Origin of the sequence: Pseudomonas sp. P108 (genome assembly GCF_032613195.1) — a bacterium.
Taxonomy (GTDB): domain Bacteria; phylum Pseudomonadota; class Gammaproteobacteria; order Pseudomonadales; family Pseudomonadaceae; genus Aquipseudomonas.
In genome coordinates this window covers 5,859,249-5,881,117 of record NZ_CP126691.1, presented here as the reverse complement: position 1 = coordinate 5,881,117, position 21,869 = coordinate 5,859,249, and the positions used below count along the sequence as shown (strand labels likewise).

Sequence of the window (21,869 nt, the reverse complement as noted above, 5' to 3'; positions counted from 1 at the left end):
TTTGGCGGATACGCCGTCAGTTGCGCCGCTCGACGATATACCGGGCCAGCTCGCGCAACGGCTCGGCCGCCGCGTCAAACGGTCGCAGGGCGTGCAGGGCCTGATCGCGCAGTTCCAGCGCGTAAGCCTTGGCAGCGTCGAGACCGAGCAGCGCCGGGTAGGTCGGTTTGTCGCGGGCAATGTCGGCGCCCTGGCGTTTACCGAGGGTTTCGGTATCGCTTTCGACGTCGAGGATGTCGTCCTGCACCTGAAAGGCCAGGCCGATGGCCTGTGCATAAGTCTGCAGGGCACGGAGTTCATCCTGCTCGGCACGGCCGCTGGCCAGAGCACCGAGTTTGACGCTGACTTCGATCAGTGCGCCGGTCTTGTGCCGGTGCATCTGTTCGAGGGCTTTCTGATCGAGTTTGAGGCCGACCGAGCCGAGGTCGATGGCTTGACCGCCGACCATGCCTGCCGGGCCTGCGGCATTAGCCAGCGCGGTGACCATTTGCAGGCGGATGTCACTGCTGCAATCGCTCAGGCGCGGGTCGAGCAGGGCACTGAAAGCCAGGCTCTGCAAACCATCACCGGCAAGAATCGCGCAGGCTTCGTCGAATTTCTTGTGGGTGGTCGGCTGGCCGCGACGCAAATCGTCGTCGTCCATCGCCGGCAAATCATCGTGAACCAGCGAATAAGCGTGGATCAGCTCAACCGCGCAGGCCGCGCCGTTGGCTTGTTCAGCCTTGCCACCGAGCGCCTCGCACGCTGCGTAGGCGAGCAGCGGGCGCACGCGTTTGCCTCCGTTCATCACGCTGTAGCGCATGGCTTCGTAAAGCCGCGCCAGCTCCGGCAGCGGCGCATTGAACAGGGTTTCCAGCGCTGCGTTGACCCGGGTCTGGCTGCTCGCCGTATACGCCGCAATCATTCTGGCTGTTCCGCGTCGAAGGGTTCCTCGGCGAGTTCGCCATCGCGCTCCAGCAGCACTTGCACTTTCTGCTCGGCCTGCGCCAGCGCTGCCTGGCAGTCACGGGTCAGACCGATGCCCTGCTCGAAAGCGGTCAGCGAGTCTTCCAGCGACAATTCACCGTTCTCCAGACGCTCGACCAGTGTTTGCAGGTCGGCGAGGGACTGTTCGAAATCCAGTGCAGCTTTTTTGCGGGCCATGGCGGCGATTTCCGGTTGACGTTAAACCGGCGCGACACTAGCAGATAGGGGGGTTATGGGCAAATGAGCGGGCCGGCTCTCAAGGGCAAAAATAACTCTGTGGCGGTTGGGTTTAACGTGCTGCTCTGTCCGGATAATTGATCTGGTAGCGCGTGCTACGGCCACCTCCCGGCAAGCGTTGCAGGCAACCTTTCTCCAGCAACTCCACAAGATGTCGGGTCGCCGTGGCCTTCGACACTTTCGCCACCGCTTGATATTGCCCGGCGCTGATGCCGTGCTCAAAGCCCCGCTCGCCGCCATCGAGCAGGCGATTGAGCACTTTGACCTGCTCAGCCGAAAGTTCGGACTCGCGGTGTGCCTGCCAGAAACGCGTCTTGCCCAGCACGCTTTCAATCCGGGTGATGGCTTGTTGCAGACTGCGTAGCAAGGTTTGCAGGAACCAAGAGAGCCACTCGGTGATATCCAGCGCGGCTTTCTGGCTGGACTCCAGAATCCGGTAGTAGCCGGAACGATCATCCAGAATGCTCGCCGATATGGCGTAGAAACGGATGGCTTGCGCTTCGCCCTGTGCCAGCGCCAGATCAGTGATGGTGCGGGTCAGACGGCCGTTACCATCGTCGAACGGATGCAGGGTGACGAACCAGAAGTGGGCGATGCCCGCGCGAAGCATCGGGTCCAGTGCTGTCTGATGCTGGCTGGCCTCGAACCATTGGAGAAACTGGTCGAGCTGCTGTTCAAGACCTTGGCGTGGTGGGGCTTCGAAATGAACCGTTGGACGATCAATGCGACCCGAAACCACCTGCATTGGCTCGTCACCGCGTAGCGCACCCACATGCATTGAGCGCGCAGTAAGGTCAGCCTCTTGATCGGGAAACAGCCATTGGTGCCATTCCAGCAAGCGTTCCAGCGTCAACGGTTCGACAAATCGACGGGTGGCATCAAGCATGAGTTGCGCCAGACCTTCACTGCGTTGGCTGACTTTATCGCCGTCGATCAACTCCAGGCCCAAACGTCGCGCCAAGGATGACCGCACGGAGCCGACATTCAGTTGCTCACCTTCGATGGCCGAAGACGTCACGATATTCTGCAAAAGGGCGTCCAGTTCGGCCTGAGCCCCCAAAGAGTCACCTACCGAACCCGCCATACCCATCAACTGACCTTGCGCCTGCACACACTCACGCAACAACGGTGTCAGGCGTTCTGCCTGCCAGTTGAAGTCGGGCCAATCGGGCTGCTGCCAGATCCAGTGAGTTGCCATTCGTTGCCTGCCTTGAGTCCGTGAGCCGAATAGAAAAGCTATTCGGCTCATTTTGTGAGCCGAATATGACGGCTATTCGGCTCAGCGTCCACCGGATTGGCGTGATTCCTACAGCAAAAGCACATGTATCCGATTGTTAAAAAACCGCCGAATCGCTAATCTTCGCGCCTTCTACGACCCCATAGTCACGGGTCTTTCAGACGAAACGCAGTTTTCACCGCTGTGAAGTACCGAGGATCGGGTGCAAGGTTTCGTTCAGGCATGGCAGGAGGCATTACATGCGTTCATTTCTTTGGCTGCTGATCGGCCTGGCCTGCGCGCCCGCGCTGCTGGCGGCGCCGACGGCCGAGCTTTCGGAGCCAGTGGGCGGTTGGCGCTATCACGGCTTGCTCGACCGCAGCGAAAACCCGCAAGTCGCCTATCCGACGCCGCCGATCGATCGCGGCATCCAGCGCAATCGCACGATGATCCAGGGCCAGCTCAAGGCCATCGGGCATATGCGCCCGCCGCATAGTCTCGCCGTGAATGGCAATCCACTGAATCTGTACACCGACGACCAAGGCCGTTTCGCCCGGCCGTACGCGTTCGGGGCTGGCTCCAACAGCGTCGAAGTGATCAGCGCCGAAGGCCAGTCGCTCAAGCGCGTGCAATTTTATGAAGCAAACAATTTGCGCACGCCGGCGCGGATTCGTCTTGTCTTGGGATGGGACGATCCGAAAGCCGAGCTCGATCTGCACATTGTCACGCCCGACGGTCAGCATGCGTTCTGGGCTCGGCCAGCGCTGAGCAATGGCGGCGGTCTTGACCCGGATGGCGTTGATGGCCCGGGCCCGGAAATGTTCACCATGACCGCGCCGTTGCACGGCACCTATCTGGTTTACGTCAACTATTGGGGCAACTTCGGCAACGGCGGCTATAACTTCGAGGAGACCAGCAACCAGAACGAGGTGATCACCTCGCAAATCACGCTGGTGCTCAACGAAAACACCGTCGACGAAAAACGCGAAACGTTCATCGTACCCCTGCGGGCGATCGGTGATCTGCTGCTGGTCAAGACTTTCAACTATTAATAAGCATCCCGCTGCACGGATGAAATCGGGCTTTGAAAAGATGAGCGATAACACTGTTACTCCGGCTGCCGACACGCCAGCGGCCAAACCTTCGCGGCGCTGGCCTTTGCTTCTGGCCGGGTTGTGCCTGGTGGCCGGCGTGGCGGGTGGTTTTGGCTGGTTGCTGCTCAAGCCCAAGGCACCGCCGGCGGAATTGGCCAGTGACAAGCTTGGCCTCAGCCGTCCGGATGCGTTGCTGGAAACCCGTTCGCTGAGCCAGTTGCCCAAGGACCTGCTGACGGTGCCGTTCCTCAAGGCCACGCTCACCGAGGATTTCGTCTTCTATTACGAGACTCATGCTGATCGCCTCGGCTTGATCGGCAGTCTGCGCCGGATCATCTACGAGCATGATCTGAAGTTGCAGGACAGCCTGATCGAGCAGCTTTTCGATCAACCGGCCGATGTCGCGCTGTGGCGTGGCGCGGATGGTCGCTTGAAGGATTTCCTGCTGGTGATGGATCGCGGCGGGCTGGCGAAGCTGCTCGAGCCGCTGGCGAAAGTCGCGATGGATGACACGCAACTCAGTCAGATGGGCGAACTCAAAGTCGGCGGCGATAGCGTGCCGTTGTACCAACTGACCTATAACGCCAGCAAAGCGCTGCTGTTTGCCTCCCACGGCGACAAACTGGTGGTGCTGTCGAACCCGGCCAAGTACTACGACCCGGAAAGTGGCGTCTCTGAAGAATCGGGGCACGTCTCGCCACAAGCGCTGGCAGCGCTGCTCAATGGCGAAAAACTCTTCCCCGAAGCGTTCGGTCTGCCAGCGAAAACCGCGGAAACCAAGCAGCGTCTGTCGGTCAATTCCAGTGTTCTGGCCATGGGTTATCAGCGCTTCATCCCGAACTTCGCCGGGCTGCGCTTCGACATGGACGACAAGGGCTGGCACAGCTACCTCGCCATGGACGAGCTGGAAAACCAGCCCGACTTCGATTTCAAACCGGTCTGGCAAGCCATGCCGCTGGGGGCCAGTGCCTGCGTAACCCTGCCGGTCGCGGCCGAACCGCAAAAACCGCTGTTGGTAAAACTTGGTGCCGAAGAGACCGTGGCGCAGACCCTCACCGAACACGTGGCCGGCGCGGCAGGCCTGTGCTGGTACGCCGATTCGCGTTTGTACACGCCGCTGTTGGTGGCCAGTCTGAAAGACGAGGACAGCAGCAAACTTGATGGCGATCTCGGCAAGCTATTCGGTTCGATGGTTGGTGCGTACGAGGCCAACGTCGAAGAAAACGTGTTCCCGGTGGTCGAGAAGCAGGAAGGCCAGAACCACGTCTGGCAGCGTCAGGTCAGTTCCAATTTCGGCCCCTACGCGGCGAAGACTGCGGAAAACCCGAACGCGATTTCCGGCAAGGCATTCATGAAAGTCAGTCTTGCCCGTCACGGCTCGACGCTGCTGTTTTCCCTCGACGACAAACTGGTCGACAAGGCCCTCGGCACCCTCGATAAGCGCTTCCCGCCAATGGCCGACGTGCTGCCGAAAGATGTGCTGATGCCGATCTATTTCGGCCCGGATTCGATGGCGCAACTGATGCAGCAGGAAACCCTCGACAGCCTGCCGCAGGACATGGAGCCGGTGTTCTACAACGCCGCGCAAACCTACCTGATTCCGAAACTGCGCACCCTCGGCGGCTACGGCAAATATGCCCTGACTTTGCCTGAAGGCAGCGAGCCTGACGGCCACTGGCAGTGGCTGCCGCTGGAGTGGAAAGCGCTGTGACGACACTGATCCGCAGCCTCGGCCTGCTTGCGCTGCTATTGAGTGCGGGTGCCCGAGCCGTTGAAGCACCGGCGCTGGATCCGGCGCAATCCCAGGTGTTTCGCGCCTGGTTTGTGCGCATCGCCCAAGAGCAACTCAGCCAGGGCCCGAGCCCGCGCTGGTATCAGCAGGATTGTGCCGGGCTGGTACGTTTTGCCGCCAACGAAGCGCTGAAAGTCCACGACGACAAATGGCTGCGCAGCAATGGCCTGTCCAATCGCTACCTGCCGCCCGAGCTTTCGCTGAGCGATGAGCAACGCAAGCTTGCCCAGCAATGGCAGCAGGGCGGCGGCAAGGTCGGGCCGTACGTCAACGCGATCAAACTGATTCAGTTCAACAGCCATCTGGTCAGTCGCGACGTGTCGCAGGCGCGGCCCGGTGACCTGATGTTTTTCGATCAGGGCGACGACCAGCACCTGATGATCTGGATGGGCCGCTACATCGCCTATCACACCGGTACCACCACCCCGACTGACAACGGCATGCGTTCGGCAAGCCTGCAGCAACTCATGACATGGAAGGACACCCGATGGATACCCGACGCAGCCAACCCCAACTTCATCGGCGTCTATCGACTGAACTTTCTCTCCCAATGACCGGTGCCCGCATGTTGCGTATCTGCTCACGAATTCCTTTGCTGCTGGCGCTGTTGCTGCCATTGGCGACCGTTAACGCCGAAGATTCGGTGGAGCCGAGCGGCTATACGCCGGTGTCCGGTGAGAGCTTTTTCCTCCTTGCCGACAGTAGTTTCGCAGCGGACGAGCAGGCGATGGTGCGCCTCGAAGCGCCGGGCCGAGACTATCGCCGTTTCCGCATGGAACCGTACGGTGGCGCCGACATTCGTGTGTATCGCATCGACAAGCCGCTGGATTTCCTCAAGCGTCAGAAGAACCTGCATCGCGTGGTCAGCGATGGCCAGTTCAAGGGCGAAGGCTTGTCCAACACCCTCGCGTACTTGTGGGACAACTGGTACCGAAAATCCCGTCGGGTGATGCAGCGCGCGTTCTCTTATGAGTCGCGCAAACAGGTCACCGAAGAGGTGCCGGAACTGAAGATGGGCAACGCCATTGCCGCGCCGACACCGTACGATGCACAGCCGCAATTTGCGCTGATTCCGGGTCTGCCGGTGGTCAGCCAGTTCCGTTATCCGCTGTGGCAGGCCAAGCCGATTCAGCCGCCAGCCGGGGTCAATCTCGCGGGCTCTTCGAGCGATTTCGTCAGTGTCGCGCCGGGTAACGTTTATATCCCGTTGGGTAATCTGAAACCGGGTCTGTATCTGGTCGAAGCGCTGATCGGCAAGTACCGCGCGACCACTATGGTGTTCGTCTCCAACACCGTCGCGGTGAGCAAGATTGCTGGCGATGAATTGCTGGTCTGGGCCGCACGCAAACACGAAGGCAGCTCGGTGCCGAAGGTCAATGTGCTGTGGACGGATGGCCTCGGTGTGATGAGCAGCGGCGCGACCGACACTGATGGTTTGCTGCGCCTGAAACACGTCAGCCCTGAGCGTTCGTTCGTGATCGGCGAGGATGAAGAGGGCGGCGTCTTCGTCTCGGAAAACTTCTACTACGACAGCGAAATCTACGACACCAAACTCTATGCCTTCACCGACCGGCCGCTGTACCGCCCGGGTGATTGGGTGTCACTGAAGATCGTCGGTCGCGAGTTCAAGAATGCGCGGGATTCGGTATTGCCGGGGGCAGGGGATGTCTCGGTCAGCGTGCTCGATGCGACCGGTACCGAGCTACAACACCTTGACCTTAAACTCGATTCGAAGGCGGGCACTCAGGGCCGTTTCCAGTTGCCGGACAACGCCGTTGCCGGTGGTTACGAGATTCGCTTCAACTACAAGGATCAGGCTTACAGCAGCGCGTTCCGTGTGGCGGAGTACATCAAGCCGCACTTCGAGATTTCGCTGAATCTGGCCAAGCAGGATTACCGCACCGGCGAACCGGTGAAGGGCAGTCTGGTGCTGCTCTACCCGGACGGCAAACCGGTGGCCAACGCCAAACTGACCCTGAGCCTGCGCGCCCAGCAACTGTCGATGGTCGACAACGAGCTGCAATACCTCGGGCAATTCCCGGTGGAGCTGACCAGCACCGAACTGACCACCGACAGCAAGGGCAACGCGACCCTCGACCTGCCTGCCGCCGACAAACCGAGCCGCTACATGCTCACCGTGTTTGCCAGCGATGGCGCGGCGTATCGGGTCAAGACCACCAAGGAAATCCTCATCGACCGTGGCGCGGCGAGCTTCCGCTTGAGCGCACCGCAACGCTTCAGCGCGGTCGGCGACAAGGTTGCGTTCAGCTACGCCAACGAGGGCGGCAGCGAGCAGAGCAAAGCGGTCACCCCGAGCAGCTACAACTGGGTGCGTCTGGAAGACCAGAGCACCGGTGAAGGCAAACTTGCGGCGACTGACAAAGGCTTCAGCATTGCCTTCGAACGTCCGGGCACTTACAACCTGACACTCAAGGATCAGCACGGTCGCGTGCTCGGTGCCACCGGGCATTCGGTCACCGGCGATGGCGTAAAAGCAGTGCCGGGCACCGTGGAAATCGTCCTCGATAAACCTGAGTACAAGGCTGGCGATGAAGCGCTGGCGCTGATCACCTTCCCGGAACCGGTCAGCGATGCTCTGCTTTCTCTGGAGCGCGACAAGGTCGAAGCTACTGCGCTGCTGGCCAAGGGCGGCGACTGGCTGAAACTGGAAAAGCTCAGCGACACCCAATACCGCGCGCGTATCCCGGTGAAGGACAACTTTGCACCGAACCTGACCTTCTCCGTGCTCTACACCAAGGGCGGTCAGTACAGCTTCCAGAACGCCGGGATCAAAGTGGTCGCGCCGCAAATCGACGTGGCGATCAGCACCGACAAAGCGGTGTATCTGCCGGGCGACACGGTCACGGTTGACCTGACCACGCAGTTCGCCGGCAAAGCCGTTCCGGCGCATCTGACGGTCAGCGTCGTCGACGAAATGGTCTACGCGCTGCAACCCGAAGTTGCGCCGACCATCGACCAGTTCTTCTATCACCCGCGCCGTAACAACGTGCGCACCAGTGCGAGCCTGTCGTTCATCAGTTACGACGTGGCGTTGCCGGGCAGCCCCGGCGCACCGGGCAAAGCCAACCGCAGCGAGCGCGGGGTTAAAGTGCTGGAGCGGCCGCGTCGTGAAGACGTCGACACCGCTGCGTGGCAGCCGGAGTTGTTGACCGGTGCCGACGGCAAAACCCGCTTCACCTTCAAGATGCCGGACTCGCTGACCCGCTGGCGCATTACCGCCCGCGCCATCGCCGATGACGGTCAGGTCGGGCAGAAGAAGCAGTTCGTGCGTTCGGAAAAACCGCTGTACCTGAAGTGGAGTGGGCCGAGCAAATTCCGTAAGGGCGATCAGCCGCAACTCGGTGTGTTCGCGTTCAGTCAGGCCGAGAAACCGGTCAAGGCTGAGCTGGTCACTCACTATGCTGGCGCCGAACAACGCCTGCCGGTGACCCTGAACAACGGCATCAATTACCTGCCGCTACCGGCGTTCGCCTTGGCCTCCGGTGAGTGGACGGCGGAGCTGGTTCAGGACGGCAAAACCGCGGACTCTCTGGCCGTGCGCCTGAGTGCGACCGGTGATGGCTGGCAAGTGACGCAAACGCAAAGCCTTGATGTCGCCAGCGGCGACACTGCGCTGAGTCTGCCAGCGGATGCCACGGATATTCGCCTGCGTCTGGATGACAGTCCGCAAGCGTTGTTCCGCTCGGCCCTCGATGATCTGCTCAGCTACCCGTATGGCGGCGTCGAGCAGACGGCCAGTCGTTTGCTGCCGCTGAGTATTGCTTATCCGTCGCTGGCATCGAATCCGCAGATTCGTGATCGCTTGCGTCTGATCATGCAGAACAGCCGTCTGCGTCTGGTGCAAATGGCCGGGCCGTCGGCGAGCTTCACTTGGTGGGGCTACGACGGTGAACCGGATGCGTTCCTCACGGCCTACGCCTATTACGCCGACTGGAACGCCAGCCAGGTGCTGGAGCTGACCCTGCCGCCGGAGCACTGGCAGCGGGTGCTGGAGGTTTACGCCAAGCAAGCGCCGAACACGCCTTTGCTGCAACGTGCGCTGATTCTGTCGTTCGCCAAGCAGATGCATTTGCCGGTGAACACGCTGCTTAGCGGCTTGATGGACGATCTGGGCAAGGCGGGTGAAGGTCATGTTGAGACCATGCTCGACGATGGCGAAGACAGTCTGGTGATGAGCGATCCGGATTCGGCGCTCGGTCTGGCAGCGGCACGGGTGTTGACCGCCTCTTTGGCCACGCAGTCGAAAGTCGCCTTGCCGGACGCGTTCAATCGTCAGTTGGCTGCTGCACAACAGCGTCTGTCGGTCAGCTCGCAGCCGTTTGCCGAAGCGCTGAACCTGTCACTGCAACCGTTCGATCAGGCACGTGCGCAAGCGCTGTTGCAACGACTGTTGCCGCAGCAATCGACCCTCGAACGTGCACTGGCGCTGACCTGGTTGCAGCGCAGCATCGCCCAGGCTTCGCCGACCATCGCCTTGACGCCGGGTGAGGGCTGGAAGAAAAACTACGGTGCAACCGGTGAGATGTACTGGACCTGGCAAGGCGCCACTCCGGTGCCAAGCGTGCTGACAGTGTCCGGCACGCAAGAGCGTCCATTGCGCGCGGCGTTGAGCTTCCAGACCCAGCAACCGCCAGTCGATCCAATGGCCGTGACCATCACCCGTCGCCTGTCGCGACTGGTGCCGGGCGATGAAGCCTTCACCTTCAAGCTGGAGCCGGTGGGCACCAAGCCGCTGTCCAGCGACAGCCTGTATCTGGACGAAGTGATCCTCACCAGCAAAGCGCCGAAACCACTGCGCTACGGCATGCTCGAAGTGCCGCTGCCACCGGGCGCTGATGTCGAGCGCACGACGTGGGGCATCAAGTTGCAGGGCAAGGACGGCACCGAGCCGACGGCGCTGGAGAAGGCGCGTTTCGAACCGGGCCAGTTGGCCTATGCGGTGCCGGTCGATGCGCTGAGCGGCGAGTTGCGGCTGCGCCATCTGGTGCGATTCTCGCAGAAGGGCCAGTTCAACTTGCCGCCGGTGCGCTTCAAGCAGGTCTACGCACCGCAGCATCAGGCCCAGGAAGCGAAAGCCGCCCTCGGTCAGGTCACGGTCAACTGACATGACCCGGCCGCTGCTGTGGCTGCTGATGTGTGTGATCCCTGCGCTGGCGACGGCGCAGGATGAGCCGTTGCGCGTGGCCTACAAGGGCGAATTGTTGTCGTTGAGTCAGACGCAACTGATCAAGCGTGAACCGTTGCCGTCATCGCTGGATACGCCGCTGGGCAGTCTGTGGAAGTTGTTTGTCTACACATGGCTGGTGGATACCGGCGCGCGGGAGCCGGCGTATGAATGTCGCGGACAGTCGAAGGAAGAGGTTTATTGCTGCGCAGCGGGCGGCAGGATCGAACGAGATCAGGCGCTTGTGAAATCCTGCGGGTTATATTTCGAACCTGCGCGGTTGGGAATTACGGCGGCGGATTGGCGAGCGTATTGGCAAGCGCGCGAAGCGCCATTGTGGTTGCTGGATTTGCCGTCGGTGCAACCGGCTCAACGGGTTTCCGTGGCTGATTTGCTGAAGGTCCTGGCCTCGCTACCGGCGCAGGATCAGGCGCGTCGAGTGCTGCTCGACGTGGTGCTGAATGCGGCGGACGGCAATGTCGTTGGTGAACTGGGCGGACGCTTGCGGGTGAAAACCTGGAGCTGGCTTGGCGATCAGGATCCGCAATCGCGCCAGGGTGGTTTCGCCGGTTGGACGGCTGATGGCTCGCCGGTCTGGGCAGGCGGGCGCGGCACCAGCCAGATGGTCTTGCGGCATTACGGCCAAGCATTGGCGACCGTGTTGCCGGCAGCCTGGCCGGCGGAGGCGGGGCGTTGTGTCGAAGTCAGCCTGTTTTCGAAGTACCCAGTTTCGAAGGTGTTAGCGGGTGATCGCCTCGCGACATCCGGCCCGTTGCAAGGCGACTATCGCGTCGAATTCGCCAACGGCAACGCGCTGGATATCCACAGCGACGGCGAACTGTTTCTACTCAACGACAAACTCGTCGCAAGGCTTGATCGCGAAGAATATGTAGCCCGCGTCCTTGAGCGTGAAGCCAAACCCGAACCCGCCGAAGCGGCCAAAGCGCTGGCCGTGGCAATCCGCACCTATCTGCTGCAAAACGCCACGCGCAACGGCGACTGCCTGAGCATCGATGACAGCAGCAATCACCAGCGTGTCGCCCCGCGTCCAGCCTCGGCCGAATCCCGCAACATCGCCGCATGGACGGCAGACCTCGTGCTGGCTGGTAGCACCGTCACCTATCACTCCGATCAACCCGGCCCGGACAAACTCGCCTGGCAACAAGCCGTCGAGCAAGCCAGCGCCGGTCAGCGTTACGACGCGATTCTGCTGCACGCCTACCCGCGCGCCAGCCTCAGCCGCTGGGACAACCCGGTCGCCTCCTGCGAAGCACTGCCCGCTGCGCAAGACTGGCTGCAGAAACAACGACGCGGCTGGCGTCCGACGCTGGAAAGCGAAACCGGCTACAACGAAGTCAGCACCTTCGCCGTGTGCAAACTGGCCTTCGGCCGTCCTTTCGTCGACCGTGAACGCCAACGCATCTACGTACGCGGCGTACTGACTTTGCAGGATCGCCTAGACCTGACCCACGAATATCTGCACCTGGCCTTTGAAGCTCACCCCAACGGCCAGGATGAAACCTACATCGAAGGGCTCGCCCGTCATCTTTTGCTGGAATAGACCATGACACTCCGTTATCCACAGGTCTTGCTGTTGCTCTGCACCTTGACCGCGCTATCGCCAGCGATGGCCGCCGACAGCGTCAAACTCGACACCCCGGTCGGCGGCTGGCGCAGCGGCGCCCCGGAAGGCGAGGGCGAAAGCTTCCGTCAGACCGTCAACTACCCGGCCTCCTCGGTCAACACCCCGATTGGCCAGGCCAATACCGCCCGCATCAGCGGCGAAATCAAAGCTACGCAGAAGGGCAACGAACCCGGTCGCTTGATCGTCAACGGCGTCAGCATGCCGCTGAAAATCGACGACAGCGGCCGCTTTGACCGCCCGTTTTCCTTCCCCAACGGCAGCAACAGCGTGGAAGTGCGCAGTCCCGATGGCCAGCAACGCCACCGCACACAGTTCCTCAACACCAGCGGCGGCGCCACCCCGGCCAAGCTGCGCGTGCTGTTGGCGTGGGACAGTGACGGCACCGACCTCGACCTGCACCTCGTCACCCCCGACGGCGCGCACATCTGGTACGGCAACCGCAGCGCCGCCAACGGCGCCGCGCTCGACGTTGACGTCACCACCGGCTACGGCCCGGAAATCTTCGCCATGCCGGCGCCGATCAAGGGCCAGTATCTGGTGTATGTGAATTATTACGGCGGTGGCTATCGCGGGGATGACGAGGGCGGCGATGAGGCGGTGCAGGCGCTGACCACGGCGCAGGTGACGGTGATTACTGAAGAAGGCACGCCGAGCGAGAAAATGGAGACGTTTCTGATCCCGATGCGCGCGGTGGGTGAGCTGACGCTGGTGAAGTCGTTCAGTTATCCCTGAGCAGTTACTTGCTCAGGGACAGCACTAGAGTCCAGGCGGAATGTAACCGGGTACGAACGGAACGTTGATGCATTTGCCATGAATGATCTTTCCGTCCTCGATCCGAAACAGTACGATCTTTTTGGCTTTGTTGACGGTGGCTTCCAGTTTGCAGTCAGAGCTATGCCCGACCGTCTCGTAGTACTCGGTGTACACCATGCCGTTGCCGGTGTGATTCATGGAAGTGCCGGCCGCTTCGGTGGTGGTCCAGCTGGAGGATTTGAACCAGGTCAAGACGGCCAGATTTTCGCCGTTCGCACCGGTCTGTTTTTTCATCGAGTCAGGTTTGCCGAACAGATCGAGTGCTTCCTGAACATCCCGTCCTTCCCAGCGCGACTGTGCAATCAGGTGGCAGCCATTCACCATTGATACTGTGGCTGTTATCAACAGCGCCGAAAACGTTTTAGTCCATTGATTCATCATGACTCCCGGTGTCATGTGCGAGACGAAATAGCGCGCTGCAGCGCCCAGAAATCAGGCTGCTACTTGTTGCCCAGTATCGAGTCGAGGTTGTCCATCATCTGGCCTTTCTCTTGAATCGGTGCAAGTTTGAAGAACATCTGCTGCATGCCCTGAATCATCTGCAAGTACTCCATCTTGCCCACTGCAATCATGTCTTTTTTCTCTGGAGTGCAAACGAAAGCCAAAGCGCGCTGCACCCAGAACTCCTTCGGCTGTTGCCATTGCTCGTTCACTTTCAGGTGCCGCAGCATGTAGGCAATTCGATCCACCGACTGGCCGTTAACAAACCGCACCTTGTTGGTCTTGCACTGAACTTCCAGGTTGTAGGCATCGATCATTGGCTTGCCCGGCTCTTCATACACCAGCGTCACCGCCAGCATTTGCGCACCCTTGGTACGCGTCGACGGCACCACGGATGTGCTGTCGGCGACATACATGATGTTCTTGTGCGGGACGCCGTTACCGTAAATGATCCACCAGTCGCCAACGGGGTTCGGCTCTTCTGCTGACACTGAAGTGGCAGTCAAGAGTGCAGTCAGTAAAGCGACGGATTTACTCAGTTTGAAAAACGATGACATGGTGTTGCTCCATTCCTTGGCGCTTTTGTAATGCACAAAAACAGAATGGAAATTTAGTGGCGGGCGCCGGCAGGGGCAATTAGGGCGGATGTGCTAGTGGCTTATTGAAATGGTCGGTGGCTGGGCACTAATTATCGGTAAGGCTCAGGTACAGCGAACGCAACGTCTGTACACGATTACGCCCCTTGTCTTTGGCGCCGTACAGCGCCTGATCGGCTTCCGAGAGCAGACGTGACAAGTCGTAGCCGGATTCGCGGGTGGTCACCACGCCGATGCTGACGCTGAGCAGCCCCGGCTCAAGAATCGACAATTGCGAGAACGAACGGCGGATCCGTTCGGCAATTTCCAGTGCAGTCTGCTCATCGCAATCGTTGAGCAGGCAGGCAAACTCCTCACCGCCAATCCGCCCGCAAACATCTTCCTTGCGCAGGCTCTCGACCACGATCCGGCCGAACGCGATCAACGCCTGATCCCCAACGGGATGGCCATAGGTATCATTCAGACGCTTGAAGTTATCCAGGTCGCAAAGCAGCAACGCCGCCGGTTCTGCGTGTTGCTGGCTTTCAGTAAGCAACTGGCCGGCGTTCATCATGAACGCGCGACGATTGCCAATGCCCGTCAGCGGATCGCTGAACGCCGCCGCTTTGAGCTTGAGCTCTGCACGTTCCTTGACCATCGCCAGGGTGATGTAGGCAATGCCGATGACATACAGCATCGACTCGAACAGCATGAACGAGAAAAACGGCACACCCTCGCCAGTGCCCAGCAGCGCCTTTGTCACCGGCAGCCCTTCATCGGTCGCACTGCGAACGGCGTAGAACACAGTGTGCAGAACGGTCAGCACCAGCGCCGGCATAAACGCGACGTCCAGAGTGTGGCGGCTGCGCCAGAGCTCCAGCGTTGTCATCACGCCGTAACCGAATGCCAGCAAGGAGTAGATTAAGACCCTATTTGGCATCGACTCGTAGAAGGCGGGAATCAGGCACAAGGTCAGCCAGGCGAACGCCCCTGCCAGAATGCCGGACACTGACGGCCTGCGCCCGACCAGCGTGCGCATGGCCGTCCAGTTCATCGCTGCACTGAGCAATAGAACAACATTGCCGAACACAATCGGAATGAAGTCGACCCCTCGATCACGCCAACTGACCAGTACCACGCCCAAGGCGCCCAGCAGCATCATGCTGCCGAGGTACGCCAGCGGCGGCTCACGGGTTTCGCGATACCAGGCGTGCAGCGTCAAAAGCCCCATCAAAAAGAAGACGAAGACCGAAACGACCAACAGGGTCGGGATATGCAGGGCCATTCCATGGATTCCCGTGAGGCTCAATACCGGAATCCGGCCGGGTTCGGGGATGCGGGTAAAAACAGAGGGGGTGGGTGTTGGGCGGGATTTAGCACTGAGGGGTTGAGGTTGGCAAGTGTTGAGTCTAGCTCGCCAAGGTAAACGTTTTTTTTGCAGGCATTAAAAAGCCGGCTTGTGGCCGGCTTCTCGGGGACTGGCTTGGCCTATTTTTGGTAAGCCTTGCCAGCCTTCAAAACTTACATCCGGATCTGCGTCCGGCTGCGGGACTTGGTCAGACGTTGGTCTGCCGCGTCGGGCGCTGTCTGAGCCGCGGGGCGGGTCGATGCGCAAATGTGGGGCGCAGGATACTGAGTTTTGCTTGGGATTCCCAGTCTGAAGTGCGGTTTAGAGCGACTTCTTCACCAGAAATCCGGGATTTGTACCGATTGTCCGGGCCTCTTCGCGAGCAGGCTCGCTCCCACAGGGTTCTGTGCAAGCAGGCATAGCTGCGTCGGATCAAAGAAACGGCACCACCGGCCGCCGTTTGCTCACCGTCGACCACCAGAACACCCAGCCCAATATATGAATCCGTTGCTCTTCGATCTGCGCCGCGCGGAACACTTCGTCCGGGTATTCGGCGCTGTTGTGGCTGCGCAGGCGCAGACCGTTGCCGGGCATGCGGTGCAGGTATTTGATGCGCAGCATGCCGTCGTGTTCGATGGCGTAGATTTCGCCGTCCACCACTTGGGTCAGGCCGCGGTCGATGGCAACGACGGAGCCGTCTTCGATGCGTTCGGCCATGCTGTTGCCGATCATGTGCGCGCAGATGGCGTCGGCGGGGCGGATCTCCAGTTGATCAACCTGTGCACGCAGCAGGCGGATGGACAGGTCCGGGTCCTGAATGACGTGGGTTTTGTCGGAGCCGTTGGTCAGTGGCGTTTCTTTGAAGAAGGCCAGTTCGATGTCGTTGGGATGGATGAATCGGTAGGCGCCCTGAGGATCGTGGGCGTCAAAGCTGTCGCCGTTGCTGGCAGGCGGAGTCAGGCTTGGCAGCTCTTTAATGCCTTCACCGGTTTTCAGCCATTCGCTGTTGACGGACAGCAGGCGTGAGACTTCTTCCATGCGATACGCCGGGACGCCCCGGGTGTACCAGTTGTGGACATTTTGGGCTTCCGTGCCCCAGAACTTTGCGAAACCCGTTGTGGAGATGTTCGCTGCTTCCAGGAGTGCCTTGAATCTTGGACCGCTAGTGTTCTTTCTCATAAACACGGAGTCTACGGCCGTGCCAGAGCGGTTTGAATAAACTGAACGTTCAAAAACGGGCTGAATTTTGCGACGGGATGTAAGACGCTCTTGTGGGAAATTACACAGGATAAAACTTTTCTGTAGTCCGCCATAAACACGCTGTTTAAGGCGGCTTTTTCCGAGCACAAAAAACCCCGGATCAACCGGGGTTTTCTTCAAGCATCACGCGTCGTGCAGGTGCTTAGCCTTTGTAGGCGGCAACCGACTTGGTGATCGCTTCGCGGGCGGCGTCAGCACCGGCCCAGCCTTCGATCTTGACCCATTTGCCTTTTTCGAGATCTTTGTAGTTCTCGAAGAAGTGCTCGATCTGCTGGATCAGCAGTGGCGGCAGGTCAGTGTATTCCTTCACATCGACGTACAGCTGGGACAGCTTGTCGTGTGGCACTGCGATGACTTTGGCATCGCCGCCGCCGTCGTCGGTCATGTTCAGGATGCCGACTGGACGTGCGCGGATCACCGAACCTGGCGCAACCGGGTAAGGGGTCACAACCAGCACGTCGAGGGGATCACCGTCGTCAGCCAGGGTGTTCGGGATGTAACCGTAGTTGGCCGGGTAGAACATTGGGGTGGCCATGAAACGGTCAACGAACAGGCAATCGCTGTCTTTGTCGATTTCGTATTTGATCGGCGCGTGGTTGGCCGGGATCTCGATCGCGACGTAGATGTCGTTCGGCAGGTCTTTGCCAGCCGGAATCTTGCTGTAGCTCATTGGGCGTTGCCCCCGTAGTTGACCAAAAACACTTGGCCGGATTGACCAAAAAGTGGCGGCGATTATAGGCATATTCTGCCGTGGACGCCATGTACCGAAAGTCGTGCAGCGCTTAGTCGTGTGGCTGATAGACCGGGTCTGTGGCCTGAAGTTGCCGCAACCTGCCCAACGGATCCTGGCGGTAGAAAAGCTGCAACTGCGCATAGACCTGTGGATAGGCCTCATGCAGCAAATCCGGGGCGCTGAAGAAGTATTCGCTGGTGACCGCAAAGAATTCCGCCGGGTTCTCGGCGGCGTAGGGATCGATAGCAGTTTCGGCGTCGGGATTGCGGTCGAGCTGGCGATTGAGATCGTCGTAGGCGTGTTGCATCACTTCGGCCCAGTCGCTGACGCGCATATCGGCGTGCAGCGGTGGCAGGCCATTGGCGTCGCCGTTGAGCATGTCGAGTTTGTGCGCCAGTTCGTGAATCACCAGGTTGTAGCCTTCCCAGCCGCCACTGGCCATGACGCCGGGCCAGGCGAGGATTATCGGTCCCTGCTGCCAGGCTTCGCCGCTGTGTTCGCCGTCCCATTCGTGCTCGACGCCGCTGGCGTCGCGATGACGTTGCGGACTGAGGAAATCGTCCGGGTAGAGGACGATTTCGTGGAAACCCTGATACCAGTTCAGATTACCGAGGTTGAGCAGCGGTAATTGCGCTTGGGCGGCGAGCAGCAGGCGTTGTTCCTGATGCAGTTCGACGCCAGGCAGGGCGCTCAGGTGTTTGTCGTCGAGGAACAGCACGCAGGCTTCACGCAGCCATTGGTCTTCGGCAGCGCTGATGCCATCAAGAAAACTCAATTGATGGCGCACCCGTTGCCACATCTCGTCGGCAATCGGGTACTTCGCCAGAATGCGCCGGCGGCGCCAGGCGCTCAGCGACCACATCCGGCTTAGTGCGATTGGGCTTTGGTGCCGCCGAAACGGCTGCGAACCACACCAAGGATCATCGGCACCAGCGACAGCAGAATGATCGCCACCACCAGCAACGACAGGTTTTTCTTGATGAACGGTACGTTGCCGAAGAAGTATCCCAATGTCACCAGGCCGCCGACCCAGAGGATGGTGCCCAGCACGCTGAAACCAAAGAAACGCGGATACGGCATCTTCGCCACACCGGCGACGAATGGCGCAAAGGTGCGGATGATCGGCAGGAAGCGCGCCAGGGTGACAGTCTTGCCACCATGCTTGTCATAGAAGTCGTGGGTTTTTTGCAGGTAATCGCGGCGGAAGATTTTCGAGTTCGGGTTGCTGAACAGTCGTTCCCCAGCCGTTCGTCCGATCACGTAGTTGGTGCTGTCGCCGAGTATGGCCGCGAGCATCAGCAGACCGCCCAACAGCACCGGATCCATCCCGCCACCGGCCGCAACGGCACCGGCAATGAATAGCAGCGAATCACCCGGCAGGAACGGCATCACCACCAGTCCGGTTTCACAGAAGATCACCAGAAACAGGATGGCGTAGATCCATGGCCCATAGTTGTTCACCAGCAAATCGAGGTACACATCGAGATGCAGGATAAGGTCGAGCGGGTTGAAATCCATGGGGGCACCTGTTTGACGGCCCGACTCGGCAGGCCTGTGCGGATGACTTCGTGTAAGCCTACAGCGGGGTGTAGTTTTTCTTACAAGCCGGAAAGCTCGGGATTATACGGTCTGAAGGATGAAAAGCGCGTTGGTTTTGTAGCGGGGGATGTCGGGATGTGAGGATTTGTCAGACAGATAATCATTGTGGCGAGGGAGCTTGCTCCCTCATCACAGGCAAACCGCGCAATCAGAGTTCGTCGCTGATCGGCAACACGTAGTTCTTGAACTCGGTGTCTTCCTTGAACCCGATGGATTCGTAGGTTTTCTGCGCCACTTCGTTGTTGCTGCTGGTGGAAACACGCATGCGCACGGCCTGGGTTTCCTTGGCCATTTTTTTTGCGGTGCGGATCAGGTTGTCGGCGACCAGTTGGCGACGTGCGTCTTCGGCAACATAGATATCGTTGAGGATCCATACGCGCTTGAGTGACAGCGAGGAGAAGCTTGGATAGAGCTGACAGAAGCCCATCAGTTTCTTGTCGTCATCATCGGCCAAGGCCAGGTAGATCACCGATTCCTTGCGGCGCAGGCGCTTTTCAAGGAAGGCGCGGGATGAATCCGGGTAAGGCAGGGAACCGTAGAACTCGCGATATTTGACGAACAACGGAGTCAGTAAGTCCAGATGTTCGAGGGTCGCTTGAATAATCCGCATGATAGGTCTCGTCTTCAAGTGGCTGTCTTCAACTGCTCTGACGGCGATGGGAAACCCGTGCGGCCGTGCATCGATCCTGCCTGAAACCGGCGCAGAAACGCAATGCGGAAACGGTTCAGGTTGTGGGCGGATCGAGTAGGAAATTACCTTTCATGTCTACACCGGCGTCCGATTCCAGCGTCTGAACCTGTGCTTCGTCCTTCAGGTTGACCCCTGACAACTGCCGCCGACAGGCTTCGCGCATCAGGTAGAGCAAGCGATGCGCCGCCATGCCGTAGCTCAAGCCTTCGAGCCGTACATTGGAAATGCAGTTGCGGTAGGCATCGGTCAGACCGATCTTTGGATTGTAGGTGAAATATAAACCGAGGCTGTCCGGTGAACTGAGTCCCGGGCGCTCGCCAATCAGCATCACCAGCATTTTTGCGCCGAGCAATTGGCCGATTTCATCACCGACCGCGACGCGGCCCTGTTCCACCAGAATCACCGGTGCAACAGACCAGCCGTCGTCACTGATCTGCTCCTCCAGACGGTTGAGAAACGGCAGCGTATGCCGATGCACCGCCAATGCCGACAGGCCATCGGCCACGACAATTGCCAGATCGACACCGCCGGAATGCGCCGCCGCGTACTCGCGCAAGGCCTGCGCCGATTCATCGCTGAGCTTGCGCCCCAGATCCGGACGTTGCAGATAGCTGTTTCGATCTACGGCGGCACTGTGCAGCAGCAGGCTTTCACGGCCGCGCTCAGTCAGTTGCGCGCTGAGCCCGGCGTGATCGAACGGTAAATGCACGGCATCCCGCGCTTGCGCGTGGGCAAACTGAAAATCCAGTTGCGCAGTGGTCGGCAGGCTGGTGCCGGTGCGGCCGAGGGCGATCCGCGCTGGCGTCAGACGGCGCAGCTCCAGCCAAGGGTTTTGCGGGTCCACGGGCGGTTTTTCCATGTGACTCATCCCAGTTGCGCCAGCGCCTGGCGGAAGGCCGGCGGCAAGTTGTTACCGAAGCGAACCTTGCCGTCCGCCTGAGTGAAGATGCCCATGTTCGCCAGCCATTGCTCGAACTCCGGCGCCGGTTTCAGGCCCAGGGTCTGCCGGGCGTAAAGCGCGTCATGGAACGACGTGGTCTGGTAATTGAGCATGATGTCGTCGGATCCGGGGATGCCCATGATGAAGTTGATCCCGGCGACACCCAAGAGGGTCAGCAGGGTGTCCATGTCGTCCTGATCGGCTTCGGCGTGGTTGGTGTAGCAGATGTCACAACCCATTGGCACGCCGAGCAACTTGCCGCAGAAGTGGTCTTCGAGGCCGGCGCGGATGATCTGTTTGCCGTTGTAGAGGTATTCCGGGCCGATAAATCCTACGACCGTGTTCACCAGAAACGGCTTGAAATGTCGTGCTACGGCGTAGGCCCGCGTCTCGCAGGTCTGTTGGTCGACGCCGTGGTGGGCGTTGGCCGACAGTGCGCTGCCCTGACCGGTTTCGAAATACATCAGGTTCTGCCCGAGGGTGCCGCGATTCAGACTCAGACCGGCGTCGTAGCCTTCCTGCAAGACATTCAGGTTGATGCCGAAACTGGCATTGGCCGCTTCGGTACCCGCGATGGACTGGAATACCAGATCCAGCGGCACGCCACGGTTGATCGCCTCGATGGAGGTGGTGACGTGGGTCAGTACGCAGGCCTGGGTCGGGATGTCGTAGCGCTGGATGATCGCGTCGAGCATCTCCAGCATCGCGCAGATCGAGGCGATGCTGTCGGTGGCCGGGTTGATGCCGATCATCGCATCGCCATTACCGTAGAGCAGGCCGTCGAGGATGCTCGCGGCAATGCCGGACGGTTCGTCGGTCGGGTGATTGGGTTGCAGGCGCGTCGACAAACGTCCGCGCAGGCCAAGGGTGCCGCGAAACTTCGTCACGACACGGATCTTTTGCGCCACCAGCACCAGATCCTGCACGCGCATGATCTTCGATACGGCGGCGACCATTTCCGGGGTCAGGCCGGGGGCGAGGTTGCGCAGGCTGGTTTCATCGGCGGCATCACTGAGCAGCCAGTCGCGGAAGCCACCCACGGTGAGATGGCTGACCACGGCGAAGGCCTGTTTGTCGTGGGTGTCGATGATCAGCCGGGTGACTTCATCGGACTCGTAAGGAATCAGCGCTTCCTGCAGGAAATGCGTGAGCGGAATGTCGGCCAGCGCCATTTGCGCAGCCACGCGCTCGCCATCATTGAGGGCGGCGACGCCGGCGAGAAAGTCCCCGGAGCGTGCCGGGCTGGCTTTGGCCATGACGTCCTTGAGGCTGTCGAAGCGATAGGTCTGGGCGCCGACCGTGTGAGCGAAACTGGCCATACACAATTCTCCGTG

At 60.0% G+C, this 21,869-nt stretch carries 19 protein-coding genes; 6 read left to right on the top strand and 13 right to left on the bottom strand.

All coding sequences use genetic code 11. From position 1 onward, the window contains the following. Positions 1-16 precede the first annotated feature (16 nt). The 3 genes from ispA to QOM10_RS25925 all read right to left on the bottom strand — a co-directional run bounded on the left by ispA (position 17) and on the right by QOM10_RS25925 (position 2,401). Positions 17-904, bottom strand: coding sequence for a (2E,6E)-farnesyl diphosphate synthase (gene ispA, locus QOM10_RS25935; RefSeq protein ID WP_099757289.1), 888 nt, complete (start codon positions 902-904; stop codon positions 17-19). Then, positions 901-1,143 carry an exodeoxyribonuclease VII small subunit gene (locus QOM10_RS25930; protein WP_003228627.1) on the bottom strand — a complete coding sequence of 81 codons (243 nt, stop codon included), beginning with the start codon at positions 1,141-1,143 and terminating at the stop codon, positions 901-903. Before QOM10_RS25930 ends, ispA begins: the two co-directional genes overlap by 4 nt. 112 nt (positions 1,144-1,255) lie before the next feature. After that, positions 1,256-2,401, bottom strand: coding sequence for a Fic family protein (locus QOM10_RS25925; RefSeq protein WP_150751762.1), 1,146 nt, complete (start codon positions 2,399-2,401; stop codon positions 1,256-1,258). 278 nt (positions 2,402-2,679) lie between these two features. Between QOM10_RS25925 and QOM10_RS25920 the strand changes: the two genes are divergently transcribed. Genes QOM10_RS25920 through QOM10_RS25895 form a run of 6 tightly spaced genes read left to right on the top strand, consistent with a single transcriptional unit; the run spans position 2,680 to position 12,867 of the window. Continuing rightward, positions 2,680-3,471, top strand: coding sequence for a YfaP family protein (locus tag QOM10_RS25920; RefSeq protein ID WP_150774605.1), 792 nt, complete (start codon positions 2,680-2,682; stop codon positions 3,469-3,471). 40 nt (positions 3,472-3,511) lie between these two features. Further along, on the top strand, positions 3,512-5,224 hold the full coding sequence (locus QOM10_RS25915; protein WP_316917175.1) for a DUF2138 domain-containing protein: 1,713 nt from the start codon (positions 3,512-3,514) through the stop codon (positions 5,222-5,224). Then, positions 5,221-5,859, top strand: a complete 639-nt coding sequence (locus tag QOM10_RS25910) for a DUF1175 domain-containing protein (protein WP_316917174.1) — start codon at positions 5,221-5,223, stop codon at positions 5,857-5,859. Before QOM10_RS25915 ends, QOM10_RS25910 begins: the two co-directional genes overlap by 4 nt. After that, the gene (locus QOM10_RS25905; protein ID WP_316917173.1) at positions 5,856-10,430 is read left to right on the top strand and encodes an alpha-2-macroglobulin; all 4,575 of its coding nucleotides are present in this window, start codon (positions 5,856-5,858) and stop codon (positions 10,428-10,430) included. Before QOM10_RS25910 ends, QOM10_RS25905 begins: the two co-directional genes overlap by 4 nt. Position 10,431: 1 nt before the next feature. Further along, complete coding sequence (locus QOM10_RS25900; protein WP_316917172.1) at positions 10,432-12,051, top strand: DUF2300 domain-containing protein; 1,620 nt, start codon at positions 10,432-10,434, stop codon at positions 12,049-12,051. Positions 12,052-12,054: 3 nt separating this feature from the next. Next, entirely contained in the window at positions 12,055-12,867 is an 813-nt protein-coding gene (locus QOM10_RS25895; RefSeq protein WP_150774609.1) for a YfaP family protein, read from the top strand. 24 nt (positions 12,868-12,891) lie between these two features. Here the strand turns inward: QOM10_RS25895 and QOM10_RS25890 are convergent, their stop codons facing one another. From QOM10_RS25890 to QOM10_RS25845, 10 genes are all read right to left on the bottom strand, one after another. Next, the gene (locus tag QOM10_RS25890) at positions 12,892-13,326 is read right to left on the bottom strand and encodes a hypothetical protein (RefSeq protein WP_127929929.1); all 435 of its coding nucleotides are present in this window, start codon (positions 13,324-13,326) and stop codon (positions 12,892-12,894) included. A gap of 62 nt (positions 13,327-13,388) precedes the next feature. After that, complete coding sequence (locus QOM10_RS25885; RefSeq protein WP_316917171.1) at positions 13,389-13,946, bottom strand: hypothetical protein; 558 nt, start codon at positions 13,944-13,946, stop codon at positions 13,389-13,391. 127 nt (positions 13,947-14,073) lie between these two features. Then, a complete protein-coding gene (locus QOM10_RS25880; protein ID WP_316917170.1) occupies positions 14,074-15,249 on the bottom strand; it encodes a diguanylate cyclase in 1,176 nt (391 codons plus the stop codon). A gap of 495 nt (positions 15,250-15,744) precedes the next feature. Continuing rightward, entirely contained in the window at positions 15,745-16,491 is a 747-nt protein-coding gene (locus QOM10_RS25875; protein WP_150751755.1) for a helix-turn-helix transcriptional regulator, read from the bottom strand. Between the two features lie 223 nt (positions 16,492-16,714). Continuing rightward, a complete protein-coding gene (gene ppa / locus QOM10_RS25870) occupies positions 16,715-17,242 on the bottom strand; it encodes an inorganic diphosphatase (RefSeq protein ID WP_053151827.1) in 528 nt (175 codons plus the stop codon). 112 nt (positions 17,243-17,354) lie between these two features. Beyond that, positions 17,355-18,167: a zinc-dependent peptidase gene (locus QOM10_RS25865; protein ID WP_316917169.1), complete on the bottom strand. Its 813-nt coding sequence runs from the start codon at positions 18,165-18,167 to the stop codon at positions 17,355-17,357. Between the two features lie 5 nt (positions 18,168-18,172). Then, entirely contained in the window at positions 18,173-18,823 is a 651-nt protein-coding gene (locus QOM10_RS25860) for a DedA family protein (RefSeq protein WP_127929924.1), read from the bottom strand. A 229-nt stretch (positions 18,824-19,052) separates the two neighbouring features. After that, entirely contained in the window at positions 19,053-19,514 is a 462-nt protein-coding gene (locus QOM10_RS25855) for a GNAT family N-acetyltransferase (RefSeq protein WP_003228592.1), read from the bottom strand. 115 nt (positions 19,515-19,629) lie between these two features. Further along, positions 19,630-20,463 (bottom strand): ethanolamine ammonia-lyase subunit EutC, encoded by an 834-nt coding sequence (gene eutC, locus QOM10_RS25850; protein WP_410479186.1) that lies wholly within the window; start codon positions 20,461-20,463, stop codon positions 19,630-19,632. Beyond that, positions 20,460-21,854, bottom strand: coding sequence for an ethanolamine ammonia-lyase subunit EutB (locus QOM10_RS25845; protein ID WP_038361972.1), 1,395 nt, complete (start codon positions 21,852-21,854; stop codon positions 20,460-20,462). The genes eutC and QOM10_RS25845 overlap by 4 nt, the downstream gene beginning before the upstream one ends. Positions 21,855-21,869 lie beyond the last annotated feature (15 nt).